This window comes from Streptomyces sp. NPDC111656 (genome assembly GCF_055656965.1).
Map to the genome: position 1 here is coordinate 232913 of NZ_JBVKCA010000007.1, position 22523 is coordinate 255435.

The window sequence follows — 22523 nt, forward strand, 5'->3', positions numbered from 1 at the left end:
ACGGGGCCGAAATCGATCCGAATACTTCGCATGCTCTCGGGTAGCCGCGCGGCCATGGCTCCACCACTCAGGAACGACGGGAATGACGGGACCGACGCGGCGAAACGAAGTCCGAGTCGGCGGTCGCTGCTCGCGGGTGTCTCCGCGCTCGGTGCCGTCGGCGCGCTGGGCGCCGCCGGCTGCACCCGGGTCGCCACCGCGTCCGCCAACGGCGGTGATCTCCTCGACCGGCTCAAGGCGCAGGGCGTCGTACGGCTGGGCATAGCCGGTGAGATCCCGTTCGGCTACATCGACAAGAACGGTGAACTGACCGGCGAGGCACCCGAACTCGCCAAGGTGATCTTCAAGCGGCTGGGCGTCGACCGGGTGCAACCCGTGCCGACCGAGTTCGGCTCGCTCATTCCCGGGCTCAACTCGCAGCAGTTCGACGTCGTGTCCGCGGGGATGTACATCAACCCGGAACGCTGTCAGCAGGTCGTCTTCGCCGACCCGGACTACCAGATGCTGGACGCCTTCATCGTGCGCAAGGGCAATCCAAAGGGCCTGCACGACTACAAGGACGTCGTGGCGAAGAAGGCCAGGTTCGCGACCGGCACCGGGTACGCCGAGATCCAGTACGCCGTCGAGGCCGGGTACAAGGAGAGCGACATCCTGATCGTGCCCGATCAGGTCGCCGGGCTGAACGCGGTCGAGGCGGGCCGTGTCGACGTCTTCGCCGGGACCGCGCTGACCACGCGCGAGGTGGCGAAGAAGTCCAGCAAGGCCGAGAGCACGAAGCCCTTCACACCGCTGGTGAAGGGCAAGCCGCACGTCGACGGCGGCGGCTTCGCGTTCCGTTCCGCCGAGACGCGGCTGCGCGACGCCTTCAACGTGGAACTGAAGAAGCTGAAGGCCAGCGGGGAGTTGTTCCGGATTCTGCGGCCCTTCGGGTTCACCCGGGCCGAGATGACCGACATGACCGCGAAGGAGCTCTGCCGCGGATGACCTCGGGACTCTGGGAACTCGTACTCAAAGGTGTCTGGGTCACCGTCCAGTTGCTGTTCCTCAGCTCGCTGGTGGCCGGGGCCGTCTCGTTCGCCGTCGGTGTCGCGCGCACCTCGCGGCGGTGGATCGTCCGCTTCCTCGCGGGCCTCTACACCGAGGTGTTCCGCGGCACCTCCGCCCTGATCATGATCTTCTGGGTGTACTTCGTGCTGCCGCTCGCCTTCGGCTGGCAGCTCGTCCCGATGTGGGCGGGCACGCTGGCGCTGGGCCTGACCTACGGGGCGTACGGCAGTGAGATCGTGCGCGGCGCCCTGAACGCCGTCGACCCCGCCCAGCGCGAGGGCGGCATCGCGCTCAGCTTCACGCCCTGGCAGCGGATGCGGCTGATCCTGCTGCCGCAGGCGGTGCCCGAGATGATCCCCTCCTTCTGCAACCTGCTGGTCGAACTGCTCAAGGGCACGGCCCTGGTGTCGATCATGGGCATGGGCGATCTGACGTTCAGCGGCAACCTCGTGCGGCTCGCGCTCCAGCAGAGCGCGGAGATCTACGCGTACGTCCTGCTGATCTACTTCGCGATCGCCTTCGTGATCACCCGGCTGATGCGGGCACTGGAGCGGCGGCTGAAGGCCGGGATCGGCAAGGCGCCGCAGCCCGCCAGGACCACACCGCGGCGCGCGGAAGCCACCGGCGTGGGTGCGACGGGAGGTGCCGCGTGAACTGGGACTGGGGCGCGGTGCGCGACTTCATGCCGCACTTCTGGGACGGACTGCTGGTCACCCTGCAGGCGCTGGCCCTCGGCTCGGTGATCTCCTTCGCCCTGGGCCTGGTGTGGGCGCTGCTGATGCGCACGCCGACCCGCTGGGTGCGCTGGCCGGTCGGGGTCGTCACGGAGTTCATCCGCAACACCCCGCTGCTGGTGCAGCTGTTCTTCCTCTTCTACGTGCTGCCCGAGTGGAACATCACGTTCTCCGCGCTGACCACCGGTGTCGTCGCGATCGGGCTGCACTACTCGACGTACACGATGCAGGTCTACCGGGCCGGTATCGAGGGCGTGCCGGCCGGCCAGTGGGAAGCGGCCACGGCGCTCAACCTGCCGCTGCGGCGCACCTGGACCGCGGTGATCCTGCCTCAGGCGATCCGCCGGGTGGTGCCCGCGCTCGGCAACTACGTCATCTCGATGCTCAAGGACACCCCGATGCTGATGGCGATCACCGTGCTGGAGATGCTCGGTGAGGCGCGGCTGTACTCGCAGGAGCACTTCCAGTTCACCGAGCCGCTCACGGTCATCGGCGTGGCCTTCATCCTCATTTCCTATCCGGCTTCCCTCCTTCTGCGAGCCCTGGAGCGACGTCTTGTCCGCTGACACCCCCCTCGACACGTCCACGACCCCTGCAGACACGGCCCCTGCGGAAAAGGCCGGCCACACGGCCAATCCGCCGGTGGACGGCGGCGAGCTGATCCGTTTCGACAAGGTCACCAAGCGCTTCGGGGACAACACCGTCCTCGACGGCCTCGACTTCCGTGTCGACTCCGGCAAGCACGTCACGCTGATCGGCCCGTCCGGCTCCGGCAAGACGACGATCCTGCGGCTGCTGATGACCCTGGCCAAGCCCGACGAGGGCACGATCACGGTCGCCGGTGAGCGGCTCCACCCGGCCCCCGAGAAGCAGATCCGGGAGGTCCGCAAGAAGATCGGGATGGTCTTCCAGCAGTTCAACCTCTTCCCGAACATGAAGGTGCTCCGCAACATCACCGAGGCACCGGTCACCGTCCTCGGGCTGTCCGCGGACGAGGCCGAGGCGCGGGCCCGGGAGCTGCTGGAGATGGTGGGCCTCGCGGACAAGTGCGACGCCTACCCGAGTCAGTTGTCCGGCGGACAGCAGCAGCGGGTGGCGATCGCACGGGCGCTGGCGATGCGGCCCCAGGTGCTGCTTCTGGACGAGGTGACGTCCGCGCTCGACCCCGAGCTGGTCACGGGCGTCCTCGACGTCCTCCGGGACATCGCCCACACCACCGACATCACGATGCTCTGTGTGACCCATGAGATGAATTTCGCCCGCGACATCTCGGACCAGGTGCTGATGTTCGATTCCGGCCATGTCATCGAGTCCGGTTCACCCGACCGGATCTTCACCGATCCGGCGCACGAAAGGACCCGGGAATTCCTCAGCGCGATCCTGTGACTACAAAAAGTGAACGCGCCAAGGTACGAGGTCCGGACCACGTGGCATGCCCGCTGAGCCATGACTTCGGCATATGCCAGAGTGTCGCACTCCTGCTGAGCGAACCGAAGCGCACCGGCTTTCTCGCCAACAGCCCCTCCCCACCAAGCGTTTGACAGTTATCGTGGAGGAGCTCAGCTGTCCGGATCGATGGCCCAAAAAGCGCAGGGGGAAACCGTGGCGCTGATGAACGAGCCGACCGCGCCGTACCACTCGGCCCAGGACGCCCTGCGCGTCCTGGAGACGGTGGCCCGGCACTCCGGCGGCGTCACCGACGTCGAGCTGGCCCGCCAGACGGGCCTCGGCACGGAGCGCCTGACCGCGCTGCTGCGGATGCTGCGCCGGGAGGGGTACGTCGAGCAGGTCGTCGACGGCGCGTACGTCGCCGGTGCCGCCCTCGGCCGGCTGGGCTCCGCCCACGGCCGCGACCAGGCGCTGCGCGAGAAACTCCAGCAGACCATCGACCGGCTGCGCGACTCGGTCGGCGCCGCGATCTACATCAGCCGCTACATCGACGGCGAGGTGCACGTCACCCAGTGCGCCGAGGGTCCCGCGACCCCCGCGGTCAACGAATGGGTGGACTTCCGCTCCTCGGCCCACGCCAGCGCGGTCGGCAAGAGCCTCCTCGGCCAGCTCGACCTGAACGCCCGGCGCGACCACCTCTCCCGCCACAAGATGGCCCGCCTCACCTCGCGGACCATCACCGACGAGCGGCTGCTGCTGTCCCGGCTCGACGCCCAGCCGGCCACGGTGCCGGTGCTCGACCTCCAGGAGTACGCGATCGGCACGGTCTGCGCGGCCGTCCCCATCACCGCGGGCTCCTCGGTCGGCTGCCTCGCCCTCTCCCTCCCGGTCGAACACGCCCACCGCCTGCGCCGCGCCGCGGACACCCTCAACCGCGGGGCCACCCCCGTCCTGCTCTCCCTGGCCATCTAGGACCTGCTCCTCCGGGATCAGGACCTGGGTGGTCGGAAGCACCCGTCCGGACCAGGTAGTATTTCTTTTGTCGCCGACCGCGGGAGCGGGAGGCGAGAGTCATGCGCCGCTAGCTCAGTTGGTTAGAGCAGCTGACTCTTAATCAGCGGGTCCGGGGTTCGAGTCCCTGGCGGCGCACAGGAGAAGGCCCTTCACCATGGTGAAGGGCCTTCATTCGTCTGCCATGGCCAGCGACAGGGCGTGGACCGTCGGATGCGTGTAGAGCAGCCGCATGGAAGGCGCGGGCAGCCCGCGCTCGCGCAGCGCGGTGCCGACACGGATCGCGTAGAGCGAGTTCCCGCCGAGCTCGAAGAAGTTGTCGCCCGGGCCGACGGGAACACCGAGGATCTCCTCCCACACCCCGGTGAGGGCCGTCACCAGGTCTCCGGCGGGCGCGGGCACCGATACCGGCTTCCCCGGCGCCGGCAGACGGTCGCGGTCCAGCTTGCCGTTCGGGGTCAGCGGCAGCGCGGGGACGCAGGTGACGGTCGTCGGCAGCATGTGGTCGGGCAGCAGCCGCGCGGCCCGCCGGCGTACGTCGCCGGTGTCCCCGTCGGCCACGACATACGCGTCGATCCGCACCGCCGCCGCGTCCTCGAAGGCGTCCCCGCTCAGCACCACCGCCGCCGCCGTGACCACCGGGTCCTCCAGCAGCACCGCCCGGATCTCGTCCGGCTCGATCCGGTACCCGCGCACCTTCACCTGGCTGTCGATCCGCCCCAGGTGCTCCAGTGAACCGTCGGCGCGCAGCCGCCCCAGGTCACCGCTGCGGTACCACCGGCCGGGGCCGTACGGATCGTTCACGAACCGCTCGGCCGTCAGCTCGGGCCGCCCCAGGTATCCGAGGGCGAGTCCGGCCCCGCCCACCCAGATCTCCCCCGCCGCGCCCGTCGGCAGCGGCCGCCCCCGGTCGTCGCGCACCGACACCGACCAGCCGGGCAGTGGGCGGCCCACCGAGCGGGAGGCGGCCAGGGCCTCGCGCCGAGTGACGGTCGCCGCGGTGACGTGCACGGTGGTCTCCGTGATCCCGTACATATTCACCAGGCGGCAGCGGTCCTCCGGATGGCGGTCGAACCAGCCGAGCAGCGGCCGGGTGTCCAGCGCCTCCCCGCCCAGCACCACCAGCCGCACCGACAGCCCTTCCTTCGCGCCGCGGTCCACCGCCCGCAACTGACCGAAGGCCGACGGGGTCTGGCTGAGGACGGTCACCGACTCCCGTACGAGCAGCGCGTGGAAGTCCTCCGGCGAGCGCGCCACCCAGTGGTCCACGACCACCAGCCGGGCGCCGGTCAGCAGGGCGCCCCAGATCTCCCACACCGAGAAGTCGAAGGCGGCGGAGTGGAAGAACGTCCAGGTGTCGGCGGCGGTGAGGGCGAAGTCCTCGCGGGTGGCGTCGAGGAGGGCGAGGACATTGGCGTGGGGGACGACGACCCCCTTGGGGCGGCCGGTCGAACCGGAGGTGTGGATGACGTAGGCGGGATCCTTCGGGGTGAGGTCCCGCGCGGTGAGGTCTCGCGGCCGGTCGGTCCGCCCGGCGCCCAGGTAGGGCGCGGTGTCCCGGACGACCAGCCGTACGCCCGCGTCGCGCGCCGTGCGGTCGAGGCGCTCCTCGGGGTGCGCCGGATCCATCGGTACGTACGCCGCGCCCGCCTTCAGCACCGCGAGCATCGTCGCCACCAGGTCGGCGCCCCGCTCCAGCCGGACACCGACCCGGTCACCGGGGCGGACCCCGGCGGCGCGCAGTCCCGCGGCCAGCCGCTCGGCGCGTTCGCGCAGTGCCCCGTACGTCGTCGTGGTGCCGTCGTGGGTGAGGGCGGGGGCGTCGGGGTGGCGGTCGGCGCGGGCGTCGAAGGCGGTGTCGATACGGGAGGGAACAGCGGACCGGGGTATGCCGGCGGGCGGCGGGAGCAGGTGCTCCGCCTCTTCGCGGGGGATCAGTTCGATCTCCGCGAGGGGGCGGTGGCCCAGCTGACCGTGCACGTGGGTGAGGTGGCGGGCGAAGGCCCGGGCGGAGGCTTCGTCGATGTGCCGGAGCTGGTGGTGCAGCTCGACGGTGGTCCCGCGCGGGACGAGGGTGAGGGGGAAGGGGGCCGACTGGAACGGGAGTCGGTGACTGAAGGTGGGGTCCACCGGGCCCACCTCGTCGAGGACCGCGGCGTACCCGGGTAGTCCGTCCCCCGGGTCGCGGTGCTCGTAGCGGGCAAGGACCAGGGCCGCGGCAGGGGCCCCGGCCGGTACCGGGACGGTGACCACGCCCGTCCGGTCACCGGCCCCCTCCTCGCCCGTCGCCCAGTCGACACGGGGCCCGTGCGGGCCGCTCGGCGGCTCGTGGCCGCCGAGCGGAACGGTCACTTCGGCGGCGGGACGATGACCGAGCAGGACGTGCGCGATGTCCTGGAGCGCGGCCGGGGTCAGCACCGCGTGGTCCGCCACCAGCACCAGATGGGCACCCCCGTCCTCGTACCGCAGCAGGACCGCGCGGAACGCCGGGCCCGATGGGTCGAGCGGCCGGTGGAGTTCGCTCCGCAGCCGGTGTGCGGCGAACCGCGCGGGCACGGACTCACTCCACAACACCGGCCACCGCTCAGGCAGTTCGGGCCACCAGCCGCGTACGGCCGCGTCGAGAAGGGGCCCGGGATCGACGGCGCCGGGAAGGCGCTCGGCGAGGGCGTGACACGTCACGTTCGGTCTCCATCCGTGGGGCTGGGCCCTGTCGTCACATTCCCGTCGTCCGCCCGGAGGGCGTGCCTGGCGTCGCGGGGCAGACGGGAATGTGACGACAGGGCCTAGCGGGCCGAGAAGCCTCCGTCGACCGTGAGGACGGTGCCGGTCACCTGGCGGGACTCGTCGGAGGCGAGCCAGAGGGCGGCGGTGGCGACGTCGTCCGGTTCGACGAGGGCGTTCATGGGCTGGGCCTGGACGAAGGTCTGCTCGTGCTCGGCGACCGGCACGTCCAGGGCGCGGGCGATCTCGGCGAGCATCCGGCCCTCCACACGGGGGTCGTCGCGGACCGAGCCGGGGCAGATGGCGTTGACGCGGACCCGGCGGGGCGCGTAGTCGAGGGCGACCGCCTTGGTCAGGCCGATCAGGCCGTGCTTGGCGGCGACGTACCCGGCGAAGTGGCGGTAGCCGACCAGACCGGCCGTGGAGGCGATGTTGATGATCGAGCCGGCGCCCCGCGCGGTCATCAGGGCGCCCGCCGCGCGGATCGTGCGCCAGGCCCCGGAGAGGTCCACGTCCAGCATCAACTGCCACTCGTGCTCCTCGATCTCGTGGGCGGCCCGGCCGGAGGGGGCGGCGATCCCGGCGTTGTTGACGAGGACGTCGAGCCGTCCGAAGCGGGCCGTCGTCTCCTTCACCGCCGTCTCCACCGCGGCCAGGTCCCGTACGTCGACCCGGGCCGTACGGACAGCGGCGCCCGTCTCCCGGCAGAGCTCCGCCGTGTGCGCCAACTGGCTCGCGGAGCCCAGCGGATACGGCACACCCGGCAGGTCCGCCGCGATGTCCACGAGCATCAGATCGGCGCCCTCGCGGGCGAACGCGACGGCGGTCGCCCGGCCGATGCCGCGGGCCGCCCCGGTGACGAGGGCGACCTTGCCCGAGAGCCGCGGACCGCCCGGACTCACCGGGCTCACCGGTCCCGCCCATCCACCCGGCTCACCGCGCGCGTCCGGCGCGGAGTTCGGCCCCGATCAGGCGCAGGAGGGCGCCCGGGTTCTCCGTCAGGTACATGTGGCCGCCGTCCGGTTCCGCCGTGGTGAGCTTTCCGGTGGTGGCGCGGGACCACTCGGCGGCCTCGGCCGCGCTCACCAGCTCGTCATCGCGGCCGCGCAGGGCGAGGACCGGGGCGGCGAGCGGGCGGTCGGAGGCGGGCCGGTACGTCTCGTGCATCCGTACGTCGGCCCGCAGCAGCGGGAGCAGCAGCTCACGCATCTCCGGGTGCTCCAGGGCCGGGTGCGCGTACCCCGCGAAGGTGCGCACCCGGGCCAGGAACTCCGCGTCGGGCAGACCGCTCGCCCGGTCCGCGCGGCCGGTCCACGGGCCCGGCGCCCCGCTGACGACGAGGGCGTCGAGGCGGACGCCGGGGTCGGCCTCCAGCCGGTGTGCCAGCTCGAAGCCGAGCACCGCGCCGAGGCTGTGCCCGAACACCGCCACCCGCGCGCCCTCCGGGAGCTGCCGGGTCACCTGGGTGTGCGCCTCTGCGGCCGCCCGTACCGCGTCCGTGTGGGGCTCCTCCACGAACCGCTCCTCGCGGCCGGGGAGTTGCACCGGCAGGACGCGCAGGCCCGCCGGTGCCCGGTCCTGCCACGGCTTGAAGAAGGACGCGCCCGCCCCGGCGAAGGGCAGACAGACGAGGTGGGTCTCTTCCACTGCTGGCATCGCTCCCGAGTCTCGGCTTTCGGATACAAAGGGGCCGGGGCTCAGCCCGTGGTGACGAACTCGGTGAGGACCCGGGCCAGCAGACCGGGGTCCTGCGCCCCGCACAGCTCCCGCGCGGAGTGCATCGACAGCCCCGGCACGCCCACGTCGACGGTGGCGACTCCCAGCCGGGCCGCGGTGATCGGGCCGATCGAGGTGCCGCACGGCATGGCGTTGTGGGAGACGAACGGCTGCCAGGGCACCTCGGCGCGCTCGCAGGCCGCGGCGAAGGCGGCGACTCCGGTGCCGTCGGTGGCGTACCGCTGGTTGACGTTGACCTTGACGACGGGGCCGCCGTTGGGGAGGGGGTGGTGGTCCGGGTCGTGGCGTTCGGCGTAGTTGGGGTGCACGGCGTGCGACATGTCGGCGGAGACGCAGAAGGCGCCGGCGAGGGCCCGGTTGAAGTCCTCGGCGCTGCCGCCGCGCGCGGCGACGGACCGGCCGAGCACCCGCTCCAGCAGGGGGCCCTGGGCGCCCGACTGGGAGCCGCTGCCGACCTCCTCGTGGTCGAAGGCGGCGAGCACCGGGATGTGGGCGGGCGGCCGGGCGGCGGTGGCGGCGGCGGCGACCAGCGCGGTGACGCCCGCGTGCACGGAGATCTGGTTGTCCAGCCGGGGCGAGACGAGGAACTCCTCGTCGGCGCCGAGATAGCCGGGCGGCTGGATGTCGTGCAGCATCAGGTCCCAGCCGAGGACCTCGGCGACGTCGGTGTCCGCCTCGGCGGCGACCCGGGCGAGCAGGGCGCCGGGCCGGGTGGGGCCGAGGCCCCACAGCGGGGTCATGTGCAGCTGCGCGTCGAGCGCGACACCTTCGTTGACGCTGCGGTCGAGGTGGATGGCGAGCTGGGGTACGCGCAGCAGCGGCTGGTCGACGCAGACGAGGCGGCTGGATCCGTCGCGCAGCGTCAGTCGGCCCGAGATGCCGAGGTCGCGGTCGAGCCAGGTGTTGTGGGGGACGCCGCCGTAGATCTCCACGGCGATCTGCCGCCAGCCCGCGGAGCCGGTGTCGGGCTCGGGCTTGATCCGCAGGTTCGGGGAATCGGTGTGGGCTCCGACGATCCGGAACGGGGTGCGGGCCGGGGCGCCCGCGGGGACGTACCAGGCAAGCAGCGCTCCGGCGCGGACGACGTACCGGCCGCCCTCGGCACCGGCCGTCCAGTCGTCCGTCTCGCGCAGCTCCTGGAAGCCCGCCTTCTCCAGGCGCTGGGCCGCGTTCGCGACCACGTGGTAGGGCGAGGGGCTGGAGCGGACGAAGGAGAGCAGATCGTCGCTGTGACTGCGGTCATGTGTGGGGGACATGGGCGCTCACGCCTTTCGGAGGGGCTGGAGAGGGTTGAGGAGTGAAGCGACGGGCGCGTCCGGCCGAGTGCACAGCTCGGCGAGGACGGCCTGCCAGTCGTCGAGCAGCTCCTGAGCCGTGGCGGGGTCCCACAGATCGGCGGAGTACTCCAGGAAGGTGCGGTAGCCCTTGGCCGGGTCGCGGCGCGGGGCGAGACCGAAGGAGAGGTCACCGCGGGACACGGGCGGGGCGAGGTCGTCGACCTCGACGTCGAGTCCGGGGATCTCGATGTCCGTGTCCAGGGAGTTCTGGAAGGCGATGGTCAGCGGGAAGCGCTCGGGCACCGCGCGGGCACCGCTCTCGCGCAGGGCGCGCACGATCCGCGCGGTCGGCAGGACGTGAGCCGTCGCCTCCAGGGCGCCGGCACCGGTGCGCTCCACGAGGGCGCCGCGCGTCTCGTCCGGGTCGGGCGTCACCCGCACGACCACGCCGGTCGACGTCAGCGCGACCATCGACTCGAACGCGCTGCGCTCGCGGTGGGCGTACGGCGTGCCCATCGCGATGTCCCGCACCCCGGACCGGCGGGCGACCAGCACGCCGAGCGCGGTGGCCGCGACCCCGAAGGGCGTGGTGTGCCGGGCCGCGGCCAACTCTTCCACGGCCCGGCGCAGTTCGCCGGAGGCGGTTCCGCGCAGGGTGCCGCCGTGTCCGCTCGGTACGGCGGGTCGGGCCCGGTCGCCGGGGATCTCGACCGCGGCCGGGATCCCCTCCAGATACCGGGTCCAGTACGCCGTCCTGCGGGCCTCCTCGGCGGGGTCGGCGTGCTCGCGCTGCCAGCGGGCGTAGTCCGTGCACTGCGCCGCCGGTTCGGGCAGGCCGTGCGGGCGGCCCGCGGCGGCGGCCGTGTAGAGCGCGGCGAGTTCGCCCAGGAGAAGGGAGAGGGACCAGCCGTCGACGCAGATGTGGTGGACGACGAACATCAGCGTCCACCGGTCGGGCGCGACGCGCAGCAGCCGCAGGACGGGCAGGACCGGCAGGACACCGTCCGTCACCGCGATGGGCGTCGCGGCGGCCTCCCGGCACAACTCCTCGGCGCGCGCGAGCCGTTCGGACTCGGCGGCGATGCCGGTGAGGTCCTCGACGGGCAGCGCCGGGGGCGGCACGTCGAGAACCTCCTGCCGCCAGCCGGTGCCGTCGTCCGTTCCGTGCGACGGGACCGGCTGTCCGTCTCCGGGTACGAAGCGGCACCGCAGTCCGTGGTGTCGGTCGAGCAGCCCGGCCACCGCGGTGCGCAGCGCGGCCACGTCCAAGGGGCCGGTGAAACGGATCCGGGTCGGGATGTTCCACACCTCGGGGCGGGGCATGTCCAGGACGCCCGCGATCATGCGGGCCTGCTGGTCGCTGACGGGCGCCGTGTCCACCACGGTCACGCCCCGGGGTGGCGCGAGCCGGGCGGTCATCGCCCCCAGCGTGGCGTCGGCGAAGAAGTCCGCCAAGGGGTATTCCACGCCGAAGCTGTCCCGGACCCGGTTCACCAGTCTGATCGCGCCGATCGAATTCCCCCCGAGTTCGAAGAAGTTGGCGTCCGGGGTGAGATCACCGACCGGGCCGAGGGTGTGCTGCCAGAGGGTACGGAGACGGTGGGCGCCGTCGGGGACGGCCGGGATGACGGAACCCGGTGTCAGGTCGCCGACCGTCTCCGCGGCGCCCGCCGTCAGGCCGGTCAGCACGCTCTCCAGACGGTCCAGGCACCCCCGTGCCGTCGCCTCGTCGAACAGGTCGGCGTCGTGGCGGAGGCGCAGGTCGAGGTCACCGTCGGGGAGCCGGGTCGCCATGAGGGCGAGTTCGAGGGGTGCGGACTCGGTGCCGCCGTCGAGGGGGGTGGCGCGCAGGCCCGGCAGGGCGAGGGCGGTCAGGGGCGCGGTGTCGAGGTCGGCGGAGACGGTGACGAGGGGGCGCGGGTTGCCCGGGTCGGGGTGGCGGGCCGCCGACAGGGCGTCCAGGTCGACGTGTTGGCGGGCGTCGGCCGCGAAGAGCGTGTCCCGGGTGGCGCGTACGGCGTCGATCAGTGTCGTGCCGTCGGTCAGGGTCCCGCGCAGCGGCAGCAGGGACACGTGGAAGCCGACGGTGTCCCGCGTCTCGGGGGTGCGGCGGCCGAAGGTGGACCCGATGACGAAGTCGTCCTGTCCGGCGTACTGGCGCAGCACGATCCGCCAGGCGGTGAGCAGCGTCGCGAACAGGGTGACCCCTTGCCGCCCGCTCCACTCCCGCAGCCGCCCCGCCCGCTCCGGGCCGAGCCGCAGCCCCACGGCACCGCCGCGTCCGGCGACGGTGCGGGCGCGCGGCCGGTCCGTGGGCAGTGCGGGCGCGCCCGGGCCGTCCCCGAGGTGGGCGCGCCACCAGTCCAGGTCGTCCGCTGTCCCGGTCACCGCGATCGTGTCGAGTGTGCTCCCGGCGGCCCGCTCGAAGCGGGGCGCGCGTCCTTCCACCGCCGCCCGGTAGAACTCCCCGAGGTCGGCGGCGACCAGCCCCGCGGAGTGGCCGTCGGTGACGAGGTGATGCATGCCGAGGATCAGCGCGTGGTCGTCGTCGGCGAGCCGCAGCAGCCGGGGCGTGAACAGCGGCCCCGACGCGAGGTCGTACGCGCGGGTGCTCTCCTCCCGCAGGGCGGCCCGGATCACCTCGTCGGCGTCCCGGCCCCGGAGGTCGTCGACGATCAAGGCCGGACACGGCCGGTCCCGGTCCTCCCGTACGACCTGGAAGACCCCGTCTCCCCCGGCCACGAACGCGGTCCGCAGCCCGTCGTGGCGGCGGACGAGGCCGTCCACGGCGGTCCGCAGCGCCTCGACGTCCAGCGGACCCCGCAGCCGTACGCCCTGGATCTCGTTGTACGCGGCCGGGTTGGCGATCAGTGTGGCGGCGAGCCAGAGGCGGCGCTGAGCCGGGGTCGCGGGAGCCCGCCGTTCCTCGGGCCTCTTCGGCCTCTTCGGCTTCTTCGGCTTCTTCGGCTTCTTCGGCTCCGTCGGGGGCTCGTGGTAGCGGCGGCGCAGGGCGTCCAGCTGCTCCAGGCCCGCCCGCATCTCCTCGGGCGGTAGCCCGAAGTCGACCAGGGCGGCGATCTCGTCGACCCCCGCGGCCCGCAGCGCGTCGACGGTGGCCGCGCAGGTGTCCGGCGAGCCGATGAGGGCCCGTTGGTCGCAGTAGCGGTCGTAGGCGCGGTCGAAGAGGTAGGCGAGGTCGGCCTCACTCGCGTCGGCCACGTCCTCGGGGCGCCCCCCGAGGGCGCTCGCGGCGGAACGCATCTGGAGGGAGGAGCGCAGATAGCGGTTCATCGGCTCGCGCGCGGCGGCCCGGGCGGCGGCGTGGTCCTCGGCGAGGTGGGTGTGGAGCAGGACGGTGACGCGGCCCGCGTCGGGGTCGAGGCCGCGCTCGGCGCGCAGCCGGCGGTAGTGGCGGATGTTCGCCGTGAGCTGCTCGACCGTCTGGTTCATGAGGTTGGTGACGATCCCGAGGTCGCGGCGGGCCGCCTCCTCGTACGAGGCACGCCGCCCGGACGTCGCCAGGTACATCGGCGGCAGCTCCTGCACGGGCCGCGGATGCAGGCGTACGTCGATGGGCTGCCCTTCGCCGGTACGGCGCGCGACGCTCTCGCCCCGCCACAACCGCCGTACGTCCTCCAGGTGCTGGAAGGCGATCGCGGTGCGGTCGGTGAAGCGGTCGGGGTGCAGGGCGAAGTCGCTCGCGTGCCAGCCGCTCGCACAGCCGATGCCGACCCGGCCGCCGGAGAGGTTGTCGGCCACCGCCCACTCCTCGGCGATCCGCACGGGGTCGTGCAGCGGGAGGACCACCGAGCCCGCGTGCAGACGGATGCGGCGGGTCTCCCGGGCGAGCGCGGCGGCCAGGACGGACGGGTTGGGGAAGAGGCCGCCGAAGGAGTGGAAGTGGCGTTCGGGGAGCCAGAGCGTGCTGAAGTCGTGGGTGTCGGCGAAGCGTGCGGTCTCCATCAGCCGTTCGTAGGCCTGGGCGCTGTCCTCGCCGTCGGGGTGGTCGCCGAAGAAGTAGACGCCGAAGTCGGGGGCGGGCCGCTCGGCGGCGTCGCCGTGGCCGTGACGTCGGCTGTGGCGGGCCGTGGTCGGGAAGTGGCCGCCCGCGCGCAGCTCCCGCAGTGAGTCCTTCACCGCGTCCGTGATCCGTTCGACGTCGGTGTCGGTGTGCGCGGTGGAGAGGTAGAAGGAGCGCCACTCCCAGACGTAGATCCCGCGCAGGAGGAGGTGGTGGTAGAGCAGTTCCATGTCGGCGCGGTGAGTGAAGCGGAACATGGACCCGAAGTGGGCCGTTTCCAGGGGGAATTCCTCGGCGCGGAAAAAGGCGTCGAGGTCGGCGGTGAGCGCGTCGGTGCGGGCGTTCAGCGTCTGCTGGAGCTCCGGGCCCCGCTCCTTGAGGTGGGTGAGGACCGCGCGGGCGGCGGCCATCGACAGGGGGTGCTGGATGTACGTACCGCCGAAGAAGGTCGTGTCGCGCGTCGGGCGACTGTCGTCCCCGTACCGCCAGAAGCCGCCGTCGATGCCGTCCATGAGGTCGGCGCGGCCCGCGATCGCGCCGATGGGGTGACCGCTGCCGAGGGCCTTGCCGTAGGTGGCGAGGTCGGGGACGACGCCGTAGTGGTGCTGGGCGCCGCGGGGGTGGGGGCGCAGGCCCGTGAGCATCTCGTCGAAGAGGAGGACGATGGCGCGCCGGGCGGTCAGCTCCCGCAGCGCGCGCAGGAAGGCGACGGGGCGCAGGGCGGGGTTGCGGCACTGGACCGGTTCGACGAGGACCGCGGCGATCGTGTCGCCGAGTTCGTCGATGACGTCCAGGCTCTCCTGGCTGCCGTATTCGAGGACGAGGAGTTCGGACACCGCGCTCGCGGGGATGCCGCGCGAGACGGGGACGGCGTGGCGGCCGTCGGGGCCCGGGCGGCCGAGGACCGAGTCGATGTGGCCGTGGTAGGAGCCGCGGAACATGACCACGCGGTCGCGTCCGGTGGCCGCGCGGGCGAGCCGCAGGGCGGCGGAGTTGGCCTCGGTGCCGGAGTTCGCGAACGCCACCCGCTCCATGCCGGTGAGCTCCGCGAGCAGTTCGGCGGCCACGCCCGTGTCCTCGGAGCGCGGACCGAGGCGCAGTCCGTCGGCGAGGTGCCGGCGGACGGCCTCCGTCACCGGGGCGGGCTCGTGGCCGAGCAACAGCGCGCCGAAGCCCATGGTGATGTCGGTGTAGTCGTTGCCGTCCACGTCCGTCAGCCGGGCCCCGTGCGCCGAGCGGGCCGCGATCGGGTACTGCATCTCCTTCGTCGCCCGCCGGAAGCCGACCACGGCCCGGCTGTCCGCCAGCACCGTTCGATGCCGCTGCGCCAGCTCCTTCGACGTGCGGGTCCGCTCGGTGAAGCGGCGGACCAGGTCGTCGGCATGGGCCCGCTGGGCCTCGCTCGCACCGGTGCCGGACATGCCGGAGTCAGGGGGGAGGGTGACGTGGGGGCCGTGGTGGGAGGGTGGCTCGGCGGGTTTCCCGGTGGGAGGCTCGGCGGGTTGCCCGACGGGCCGCTCGGTGCGGTGACGGGCCGCCGTCAGGAGTTCGTCGAGCCGTCCGGAGACGGCGACGGTTCGGGCGACGGCCTCGGCGCTCGCCTGCGACGCGGGGCTGGTCCGCACCGTCGTCATCCTCCGACCTCCCTGCGGCCCTCGGCGAGCAGGGCCACGGCCTCGGAGAGCTGACCGAGCATCCTGGTCTGGGTCTCGGCGAGTTGACGTATCTGGCGGGCGAGTTCCTCGACCTCGGCACGGGTGGCGTGGACGGGTTCCTCGTCGGGGGTGACGTGCACGGGCTCGTCGTCCGGGGTGATGTCCGCAGAGGCCGAGACCGCCCCCCGCCCCGTCCGCTCCGCGATCAACCGGGCCGCGAGCCGTGGGGTCCCCGCCTCCTCCAGGATCTCCCGCATTCCGATCTCCACCCCGAACTCGGCCTCCAACTGTCGCACCATTCCTATGAGTTGGAGCGAGTCCGCGCCGAGCCCGACGAACGTCCGCTCCGCGGTGATCTCCTCCGGCGCGTATCCGAGATGACGGGCGCTGAGCGCCAGCACCCTTTCCAGTACGGCCTGTTCGGTCATGCCGTCCTCCGTCCTGCGGTCGTCGGCCAAGGGGGTGGGCGGCGGTCCTGTCCAGTACGACCGGTGCTGGAAGGGATACGGCGGCAGCGGGATCCGGCGGGCGTCGCTGCCGTCGAGCAGGGCCGCCCAGTCGAGCCGGTGGCCCGCGCAGTGCAGCCGGGCCACGGCCGCCCAGAGGGTGCCGAGGCCACGGTCGCCGCGGCGCTGGGTGGGGACGGCGGCGGTGTCCGGCCGGGCGCGCCGGACGAGCCCGGTGAGGGGCGCGTCGGGGCCGATCTCCAGATGGACCGGCCGTCCGGGGGTCCGCTCCAGCGTGCGCAGTACGGCGGCGAAGTCCACCGGCTGTCGGGTCCCCCGTACGAGGTGGTCGGCGTCCGGCAGCCAGCCCACCGGGTGCCGGACCCCGTCAAGGCCGCTCACGAACTCGGTCCTGGTGGGCCGCAGCCGTACCTTTCCGCAGGCGTCCCGGAAGTCCGCCAGAACGGGGTCGAGCAGGGCGGTGTGGAACGCGCGGTCCGCCGGCAGGGGCTCCGCGGGCGTGCCGCGTTCCGCGAGCCGGGCGCGGGCGGCGGCCACCGCCTCGGGCGGTCCGCCCACGACGTACTGCCCGGGCCCGTTGACCACGGCGAGTTCGAGGCCGTCGACCTCCGTGACCAGCCCCCGGACGACGTCCTCGGCGGCGAACACCGCGAGCATGCCCCCGGCCGGGGTGCCGTCGCGCATCAGCCGCCCCCGCCTGCAGACCAGCCGCAGTCCGTCCTCCAGCGTCAGCGCTCCGGCCACGCACAGGGCCGCGTACTCCCCGGCGCTGTGCCCGGCCACCGCGACCGGTTCGACACCGAACCGCCGCCACAGCCTCGCCTGCGCGACCTGCAGGGCGAAGAGCGCGGGCTGCGCGAAGGCGGTGTCCCAGACCCGCGCTCCTGCCGGGCCCCGGGCCCGCGCTCCCTCAGCGCCCCAGGCTCTCGCTCCCTCCGCGGGACCACCGTCGGCGCCGCCCAGCAACCGGTCGAGGAACCCCTCCTCCCCCGTCTCGTCCCGGTGGACGCGCGCGCATTCCTTCCACGTGCGGGCCACCACCGGGAACCGCTCGGCGAGCGCCGCGCCCATCCCGTCGTACCCGCTGCCCTGACCGGTGAAGAGGAACACCGGTCCACCGTCCGCCTCCGCCCCGGCGACGCCGTGCGCGTACGCCCCCGCCTCGCCCCGTACGAAGGCGTCCAGCGTCGTCGCCGTGTCGTCGGCCGCGTCCTCGGCCGCGGCGGTGACCACCAGTCGGTGTTCCAGGTGCCGTCGGCCGAGCGAGGTGGTGAGGAGCAGGTCGGCGCGGTCGGTTCCGGGGTGTTCGGTGAGGTGGTCGCGGAAGGCCCGTGCGGAGGCGAGCAGTGCCTCGGGGGTGTGACCGGACAGCGGCAGCAGGGCGGGGGCCTGCCCGCGGTCCGGCGGGCAGAGGGCCGGGGGCGGCGCCTCCTCCAGGATCACATGGGCGTTCGTCCCGCCCATCCCGAGGGAGTGCACCCCGGCCCGGCGCGGGCGGCCCTCCTCGGCGGGCCAGGGCAGCGCGCGGGTGGGCAGGACGAAGGGGCTCCCGGTCACGTCCAGGGCCGGGTTGGGGCGGGTGTGGTTCACCAGCGGCGGTATCTCCCCGTGGCGCAGCACCAGCACCGCCTTGATCAGCCCGGCCAGCCCGGCCGCGCTGTCCAGGTGGCCGATCGCCGACTTCGTGGAGCCCAGCGCGCAGAATCCGGTGCGGTCGGTGTGCAGCCGGAACGCCTCGGTGAGGGCGGCGAACTCGATCGGGTCGCCCTTGAGCGTGCCGGTGCCGTGCGCCTCCAGGTAGCCGATGGAGTCGGCGGGCACCCCGGCCGCGCGCAGCGCGCCGAGCACGGCGTCGCGCTGGCCGGTGGAGCCCGGCGCGGCGAACCCGGCCCGGTCGGCGCCGTCGTTGGTGACGGCGGACCCGGCGATCACCGCGTACACGGTGTCGCCGTCGGCGAGCGCCCTGTCCAGCGGTTTGAGGACGACGGCGGCGACGCCGTTGCCGCCGACGGTGCCGTCCGCGTCGGCGTCGAAGGGGCGCACGGTCCCGGAAGGCGAGATCGTCGAGCCGCGCATGTGCCGGTGCCCGGTGACCTGGGGCACGTGCAGGGCGGCCGAGGCGACGACCATGAGGTCCGCGTCGCCGAAGTGCAGGGCCTGGCAGGCGAGATGGACGGACACCAGGGACGAGGAGCAGGCCGTGGCCACGTTCAGGGCCGGGCCCGTCAGCCCGAGCCGGTGGGCCGCCCGAGGGGCCGCGAAGTCGGGGTAGTTGCCGACCTGCGCCTGCTTCTGCCGCTGCCAGTCCCCCGAACCCGCCTCCTCCCGCAGGTTGTTGGCGAGATAGCTGTGCAGCGAGTGGAGCCGGTAGCCGGTGCTCCCGCACACCCCGATCCGCACCCCGGCGCGCGGCTGTGCGTACCCCGCGTCCTCCAGGGCGTGGTGGGCGCACTCCAGGAAGAGCCGTTGCTGCGGATCGGTGACCGTGGCCTCGCGGGCGCTCATCCCGAAGAAGGCCGCGTCGAAGCCGTCGATGCCGGGCAGCGGGGCGCTCGCGGCCACGAAGTCGGGCGCGCCGTACTCCTCGGGAGCGAATCCGGCCGCCGCCAACTCGGCGTCGGTGAACCGCCGTACGTGCGTCACGCCCGCCCGGATGTCCCGCCAGTACCCGTCGGGGGTGTCAGCTCCCGGAAACCTCAGCGCCATCCCGACGACTGCCGTACGCACCGCTCGTCCCCTCCTTGCCGGCGCCGTGGACCGCGTACAACCGGAGCAGGTAGATCCCCGCGACCACGAGGGCGAGGCCGTGCGACCAGGCCACGACGGTGAACGCGGAGAACGATTCGAGGGCCGCCGACACACTGATCATGCCGATCCCGAAGCCGAGGTTCTCGACCGTCGCCGTGAGCCCGAAGGCGTGGCCGCGCAGGGTCTCCGGCAGGGTCTGCAGATGCGAGGTGTACGACACCTCGGTGAGCCCGTCCGCGGCGCCCGCGACGAGGGCGATCAGCACGGTCGCCGCCATCGGGAACCCGGCGAAGCCGAGGATGAACGCGGAGGACATGACGATGGTGCCGAGGCCGAAGCCGAGCGCGCCGACGGCCCGTCCGGAGCGTTTGACCCAGCGTTGGATGACCTGTTGCGCCAGGACGTTGCCCAGCGCCCAGAACAGCCAGAAGCGGCTGACGAACGCGGCCGGGTCGTCCGGGTGGAGCGTGCTGGAGTACACGGGCAGGGCCGCGTTGTGCGAGGAGGAGCCGAGGGCGTCGACGGTGCGCAGACACATCATGAGGCCGAGGGCGGGCACGGTGGCCAGCGCCGTCATCGCGGCCCACACGCCGCCCTTCTCGCGGGGCTCGTCGGGCGCCCGCGGGGGCTCGGGGGCGCGTTCGATCCCCGGCAGCCACGCGACCGCCGCCGCGCACACCAGGAAGCTCGCCGCGTCCACCAGGAACGCGGCGGTGAAGCCGAGCCAGGGCACCACCACACCGGACGAGGCGAACCCGGCGACCATCGCCAGCGAACGGCCGCCCACCATCACCGAGTTGGCCCAGGCGCGCCGGTCCGCGCCGACCAGGTCGGGGATGGAGCTGCGCAGTGCGACCATGAACACGGTGCTGCACGCCCCGACAGCCGCGGACACCGTGAACAGCACGCCGGTCCGCAGTCCCCCGTCCGGCGTCACTACCAGCAGGAACATGACAACGGCTTGGGCGATATTGGCCCACAGCATGACCGGCTTGACCCCGAACCGGGCCTGCACGCGTCCCGCGACCGTCCCCGCCAGGAACCCCGCGCCCAGCCGCACCGCCATGAACAGTCCGATGGCGAGGGCGCTGCGGGTGGTGGCGTAGACGAACAGGTTGAGCGCCACCATGTTGAGGAAGGTGCCGTACGAGGAGACGGAGTAGCCGGTGACCAGGACGCGGTAGCGCCCCTCGGCCGTCACCGGTGCCGCGCCACGAGCCGTCCCCGGACCGCCGCCCGCCCCCGTCCGCCGTGTGGCGGTGCGGCATCGGCGATGTTCACGACCCGGATCAGGTGACGCATGTTGCCTCTTTCCTCGGCGCGGACGGCACAGGTGTCCGGGGGCATCCTCCCCCCGTGGGACGGAGGGGATTCCTGTTCCCCGGGACTCCCTGAGACGGGACGTCCGCCGGGCCGCCGAAAGTTCCGGCCGGCGGGCGCCCGCGCGGGAAGCGCGCCCGGAACCTACCCGGTCGGCAGCAACTTCTCGCGTCCGCGCGCCCGGTACTCCGCCAGCAGCCCCTCGATGTCCGGCGCGCGCAGTCTGCGGTACGAGGACTCCCCCGCCGGCCGCCACCACACCGGGTCGGCGCAGCGGAAGCCCTCGCGGCGCAGCCCCACCCGGTGGATCTTGTTGGTGGCGGTGACCGGCATCCGCGTCACGATCCGGACGAAGCGGGGTGCCATCTTGGTCCCCAGGTCGGGCTGGGCGAGGAGGAAGGCCGCGAAGGCCGACGGGGCGAAGCCGGCCCCCTCGCGCGGCGCGATCGCCGCCATCACCTGGTCCCCCGCCACCGGGTCGGGGACCGCGTACACCGCCACGGCGGCGGCACCCTCGTGACGGGCGAGGATGTTCTCGATCATCGCGGCGGCGAGGTTCTCGCTGTCGACGCGCAGCCGGTCGTCCGCCCGCCCGGCGAAGTAGAGGAAGCCGTCGGTGTCGCGGTAGAAGAGGTCGCCGGTCCAGTACCATCCGTCGCGGCGGCGGTCGGCGTCCGCGGCGGGGTTGCGCCAGTACCCCTCGAAGGGGTTGGGCCCGCGGTTCACCAACTCCCCTATCGCCTCGTCCCCGTTGAGAAGCCTCCCGTCCTCGGCGAACACGGCGGGCGGGCACTCGGCCGCTGTCTGCGGGTCGACCACCGCGAGGTCGTCGCGGGGTGCCGCCCGCCCGATCGCTCCCGCCGGGGCGCCGGGCGTCCGCTGGATGGCGGCGCCGCCCTCGGACGAGCCGTACCCCTCCACCAGCCGCACCCCGAAGCGCTCCTCGAAGGCGGCCGCGTCCACGGTCCCGGCCTCCGTCCCGAAGCCCATCCGCAGCGGGTTGTCGCGGTCGTCGCCGCGGGCGGGTGTGGCCAGCAGGTACTGCACGGCGCGGCCCACATAGGTGAAGTACGTCGCCCCGCAGGCCCGTACGTCCGCGAGGAACCCCGACGCCGAGAACCGCCGCCTCAGCGCGATCCCGGCGCCCGCCACCAGGGCGGGCGCCCAGTCGGCGATCACCGCGTTGCCGTGGAACATGGGCATGCAGATGTAGTGCGTGTCGTCCGGGCGCACCCCGAACTGGTCGACGAGCGAGCGCCCGGCGGTGGCCAGCCGGCCCTGGGTGCAGATCGCGGCCTTGGGGGCGCCGGTCGAGCCGGAGGTGAAGTAGAGGAGGAGACGGGCGTTCGGCGACACGGAGGGCGCCGCGTCCGGCTGCGCGCCCTCGTACGGCGTGAGGAGTTCCTCGTACGCCTCGGTGTCGGTGACCAGGACGCGTACGCCGGGCAGTTCGAGGCCGTCGAGGAGGGGCAGGTGGGTCCGCTCGGTGACCAGGACACGGCACTCGGTGTGCAGGATGTCGCGGGCCAGTTCGGGGCCGCGCCGGGTCGGGTTGATCCCGGCCACGGCGGCACCGGAGAGGGCCGCCGCGCTCAACCACAGTGGATACTCGGGGGTGTTGTCGAGCAGCGCCCCGACGTGCGGTGCGGCGCCGGACGGCAGCAGGTCGGCGAGGAGCGCCGCGCGCGCCGCCGCGCCCGCGGCCACCTGGTGGTGACTCAGCACCCGCCCCTCGAACCACAGTCCCGGCCGGTGGTCGCCCCACCGTTGCTGTACGAGTTCCGCGACGGTACGCCTCATGGACCCCATGGGGGCGCACGATAATTGACGTACCGTCAGAAGGGGAGGGCCGTGCCTTCGAAGTCGTCCCCTCCGCTCCCGGCCGAGTCCCACATCGAGAAGAAGTCGTGGACGCCCACCATGAAACCGATGCAGAAGAGGACGATCACCCCGCAGAACACCAGCATGCCCACGGTTCCCGCCGCCAGCTTGCCCCGGCTCGGCGTGTGGGCCGTGGCCTTCTCCGGGCGCTCGGCGATGTAGTGGACGGTGACGATGTCACCCTCGATGATCGTCGCCGGGCCGTTCTCCTCCTCGAAGCGGACCGTGCGGCCGTCCCGCGCCCTGAACTCGTACACGTGGTGCAGGGTCGTACTCACGGACGTGTCGCCCCCGCCCCCGCTGGTCGTCGTGAAGGACCGCAGACAGCGTGCCTCGGCAGTCAGCCCGCTGCTCCAAGCCCGGTTCATCTCCAGCGAGCGGCGGATCACCGCAACCGCCATGAAGACGGCCACAGCCATGATCAGCCCTGGCACGGCATAGAAGAAGACGTCCATGACATTCCCCCGTTGTCCGGTACAGCTCCACGCACGCCGTCATGGTCATGTCGACGT

Annotated in this window: 14 protein-coding genes and 1 tRNA gene; 6 read left to right on the top strand and 9 right to left on the bottom strand. The window is 72.9% G+C overall.

The annotated features are described in order from the left end of the window. Positions 1-54 precede the first annotated feature (54 nt). The 6 genes from ehuB to ACZ7M3_RS22630 all read left to right on the top strand — a co-directional run bounded on the left by ehuB (position 55) and on the right by ACZ7M3_RS22630 (position 4319). On the top strand, positions 55-984 hold the full coding sequence (gene ehuB / locus ACZ7M3_RS22605; RefSeq protein WP_472065450.1) for an ectoine/hydroxyectoine ABC transporter substrate-binding protein EhuB: 930 nt from the start codon (positions 55-57) through the stop codon (positions 982-984). After that, the gene (ehuC, locus tag ACZ7M3_RS22610) at positions 981-1700 is read left to right on the top strand and encodes an ectoine/hydroxyectoine ABC transporter permease subunit EhuC (RefSeq protein ID WP_388071579.1); all 720 of its coding nucleotides are present in this window, start codon (positions 981-983) and stop codon (positions 1698-1700) included. Before ehuB ends, ehuC begins: the two co-directional genes overlap by 4 nt. Next, a complete protein-coding gene (gene ehuD / locus ACZ7M3_RS22615; protein WP_060898408.1) occupies positions 1697-2347 on the top strand; it encodes an ectoine/hydroxyectoine ABC transporter permease subunit EhuD in 651 nt (216 codons plus the stop codon). Before ehuC ends, ehuD begins: the two co-directional genes overlap by 4 nt. Next, positions 2337-3167 (top strand): ectoine/hydroxyectoine ABC transporter ATP-binding protein EhuA, encoded by an 831-nt coding sequence (gene ehuA, locus ACZ7M3_RS22620; RefSeq protein ID WP_388398855.1) that lies wholly within the window; start codon positions 2337-2339, stop codon positions 3165-3167. The genes ehuD and ehuA overlap by 11 nt, the downstream gene beginning before the upstream one ends. Before the next feature lie 216 nt (positions 3168-3383). Then, on the top strand, positions 3384-4142 hold the full coding sequence (locus ACZ7M3_RS22625; RefSeq protein WP_472065451.1) for an IclR family transcriptional regulator: 759 nt from the start codon (positions 3384-3386) through the stop codon (positions 4140-4142). 103 nt (positions 4143-4245) lie between these two features. Next, positions 4246-4319: transfer RNA gene (locus ACZ7M3_RS22630), tRNA-Lys, on the top strand. A 33-nt stretch (positions 4320-4352) separates the two neighbouring features. On the opposite strand, the gene ACZ7M3_RS22635 is transcribed toward ACZ7M3_RS22630, so the two are convergent. The 9 genes from ACZ7M3_RS22635 to ACZ7M3_RS22675 form a co-directional block, all read right to left on the bottom strand. Continuing rightward, positions 4353-6863: an amino acid adenylation domain-containing protein gene (locus ACZ7M3_RS22635; protein WP_472065452.1), complete on the bottom strand. Its 2511-nt coding sequence runs from the start codon at positions 6861-6863 to the stop codon at positions 4353-4355. A gap of 104 nt (positions 6864-6967) precedes the next feature. Further along, a complete protein-coding gene (locus ACZ7M3_RS22640; protein WP_328981844.1) occupies positions 6968-7816 on the bottom strand; it encodes a mycofactocin-coupled SDR family oxidoreductase in 849 nt (282 codons plus the stop codon). A 22-nt stretch (positions 7817-7838) separates the two neighbouring features. Beyond that, on the bottom strand, positions 7839-8561 hold the full coding sequence (locus ACZ7M3_RS22645) for a thioesterase II family protein (protein WP_261687031.1): 723 nt from the start codon (positions 8559-8561) through the stop codon (positions 7839-7841). A gap of 41 nt (positions 8562-8602) precedes the next feature. Further along, positions 8603-9898, bottom strand: a complete 1296-nt coding sequence (locus ACZ7M3_RS22650) for a M18 family aminopeptidase (protein WP_472065453.1) — start codon at positions 9896-9898, stop codon at positions 8603-8605. Positions 9899-9904: 6 nt separating this feature from the next. Beyond that, a complete protein-coding gene (locus tag ACZ7M3_RS22655) occupies positions 9905-15574 on the bottom strand; it encodes a MupA/Atu3671 family FMN-dependent luciferase-like monooxygenase (RefSeq protein ID WP_472065454.1) in 5670 nt (1889 codons plus the stop codon). After that, positions 15571-18789, bottom strand: a complete 3219-nt coding sequence (locus tag ACZ7M3_RS22660; protein ID WP_472065455.1) for a type I polyketide synthase — start codon at positions 18787-18789, stop codon at positions 15571-15573. The genes ACZ7M3_RS22655 and ACZ7M3_RS22660 overlap by 4 nt, the downstream gene beginning before the upstream one ends. Further along, on the bottom strand, positions 18743-19939 hold the full coding sequence (locus ACZ7M3_RS22665) for an MFS transporter (RefSeq protein WP_472065600.1): 1197 nt from the start codon (positions 19937-19939) through the stop codon (positions 18743-18745). Before ACZ7M3_RS22665 ends, ACZ7M3_RS22660 begins: the two co-directional genes overlap by 47 nt. 335 nt (positions 19940-20274) lie before the next feature. After that, positions 20275-21939, bottom strand: a complete 1665-nt coding sequence (locus ACZ7M3_RS22670; protein ID WP_472065456.1) for a long-chain-fatty-acid--CoA ligase — start codon at positions 21937-21939, stop codon at positions 20275-20277. Between the two features lie 26 nt (positions 21940-21965). Further along, positions 21966-22466: a hypothetical protein gene (locus tag ACZ7M3_RS22675; RefSeq protein ID WP_472065457.1), complete on the bottom strand. Its 501-nt coding sequence runs from the start codon at positions 22464-22466 to the stop codon at positions 21966-21968. Positions 22467-22523 lie beyond the last annotated feature (57 nt).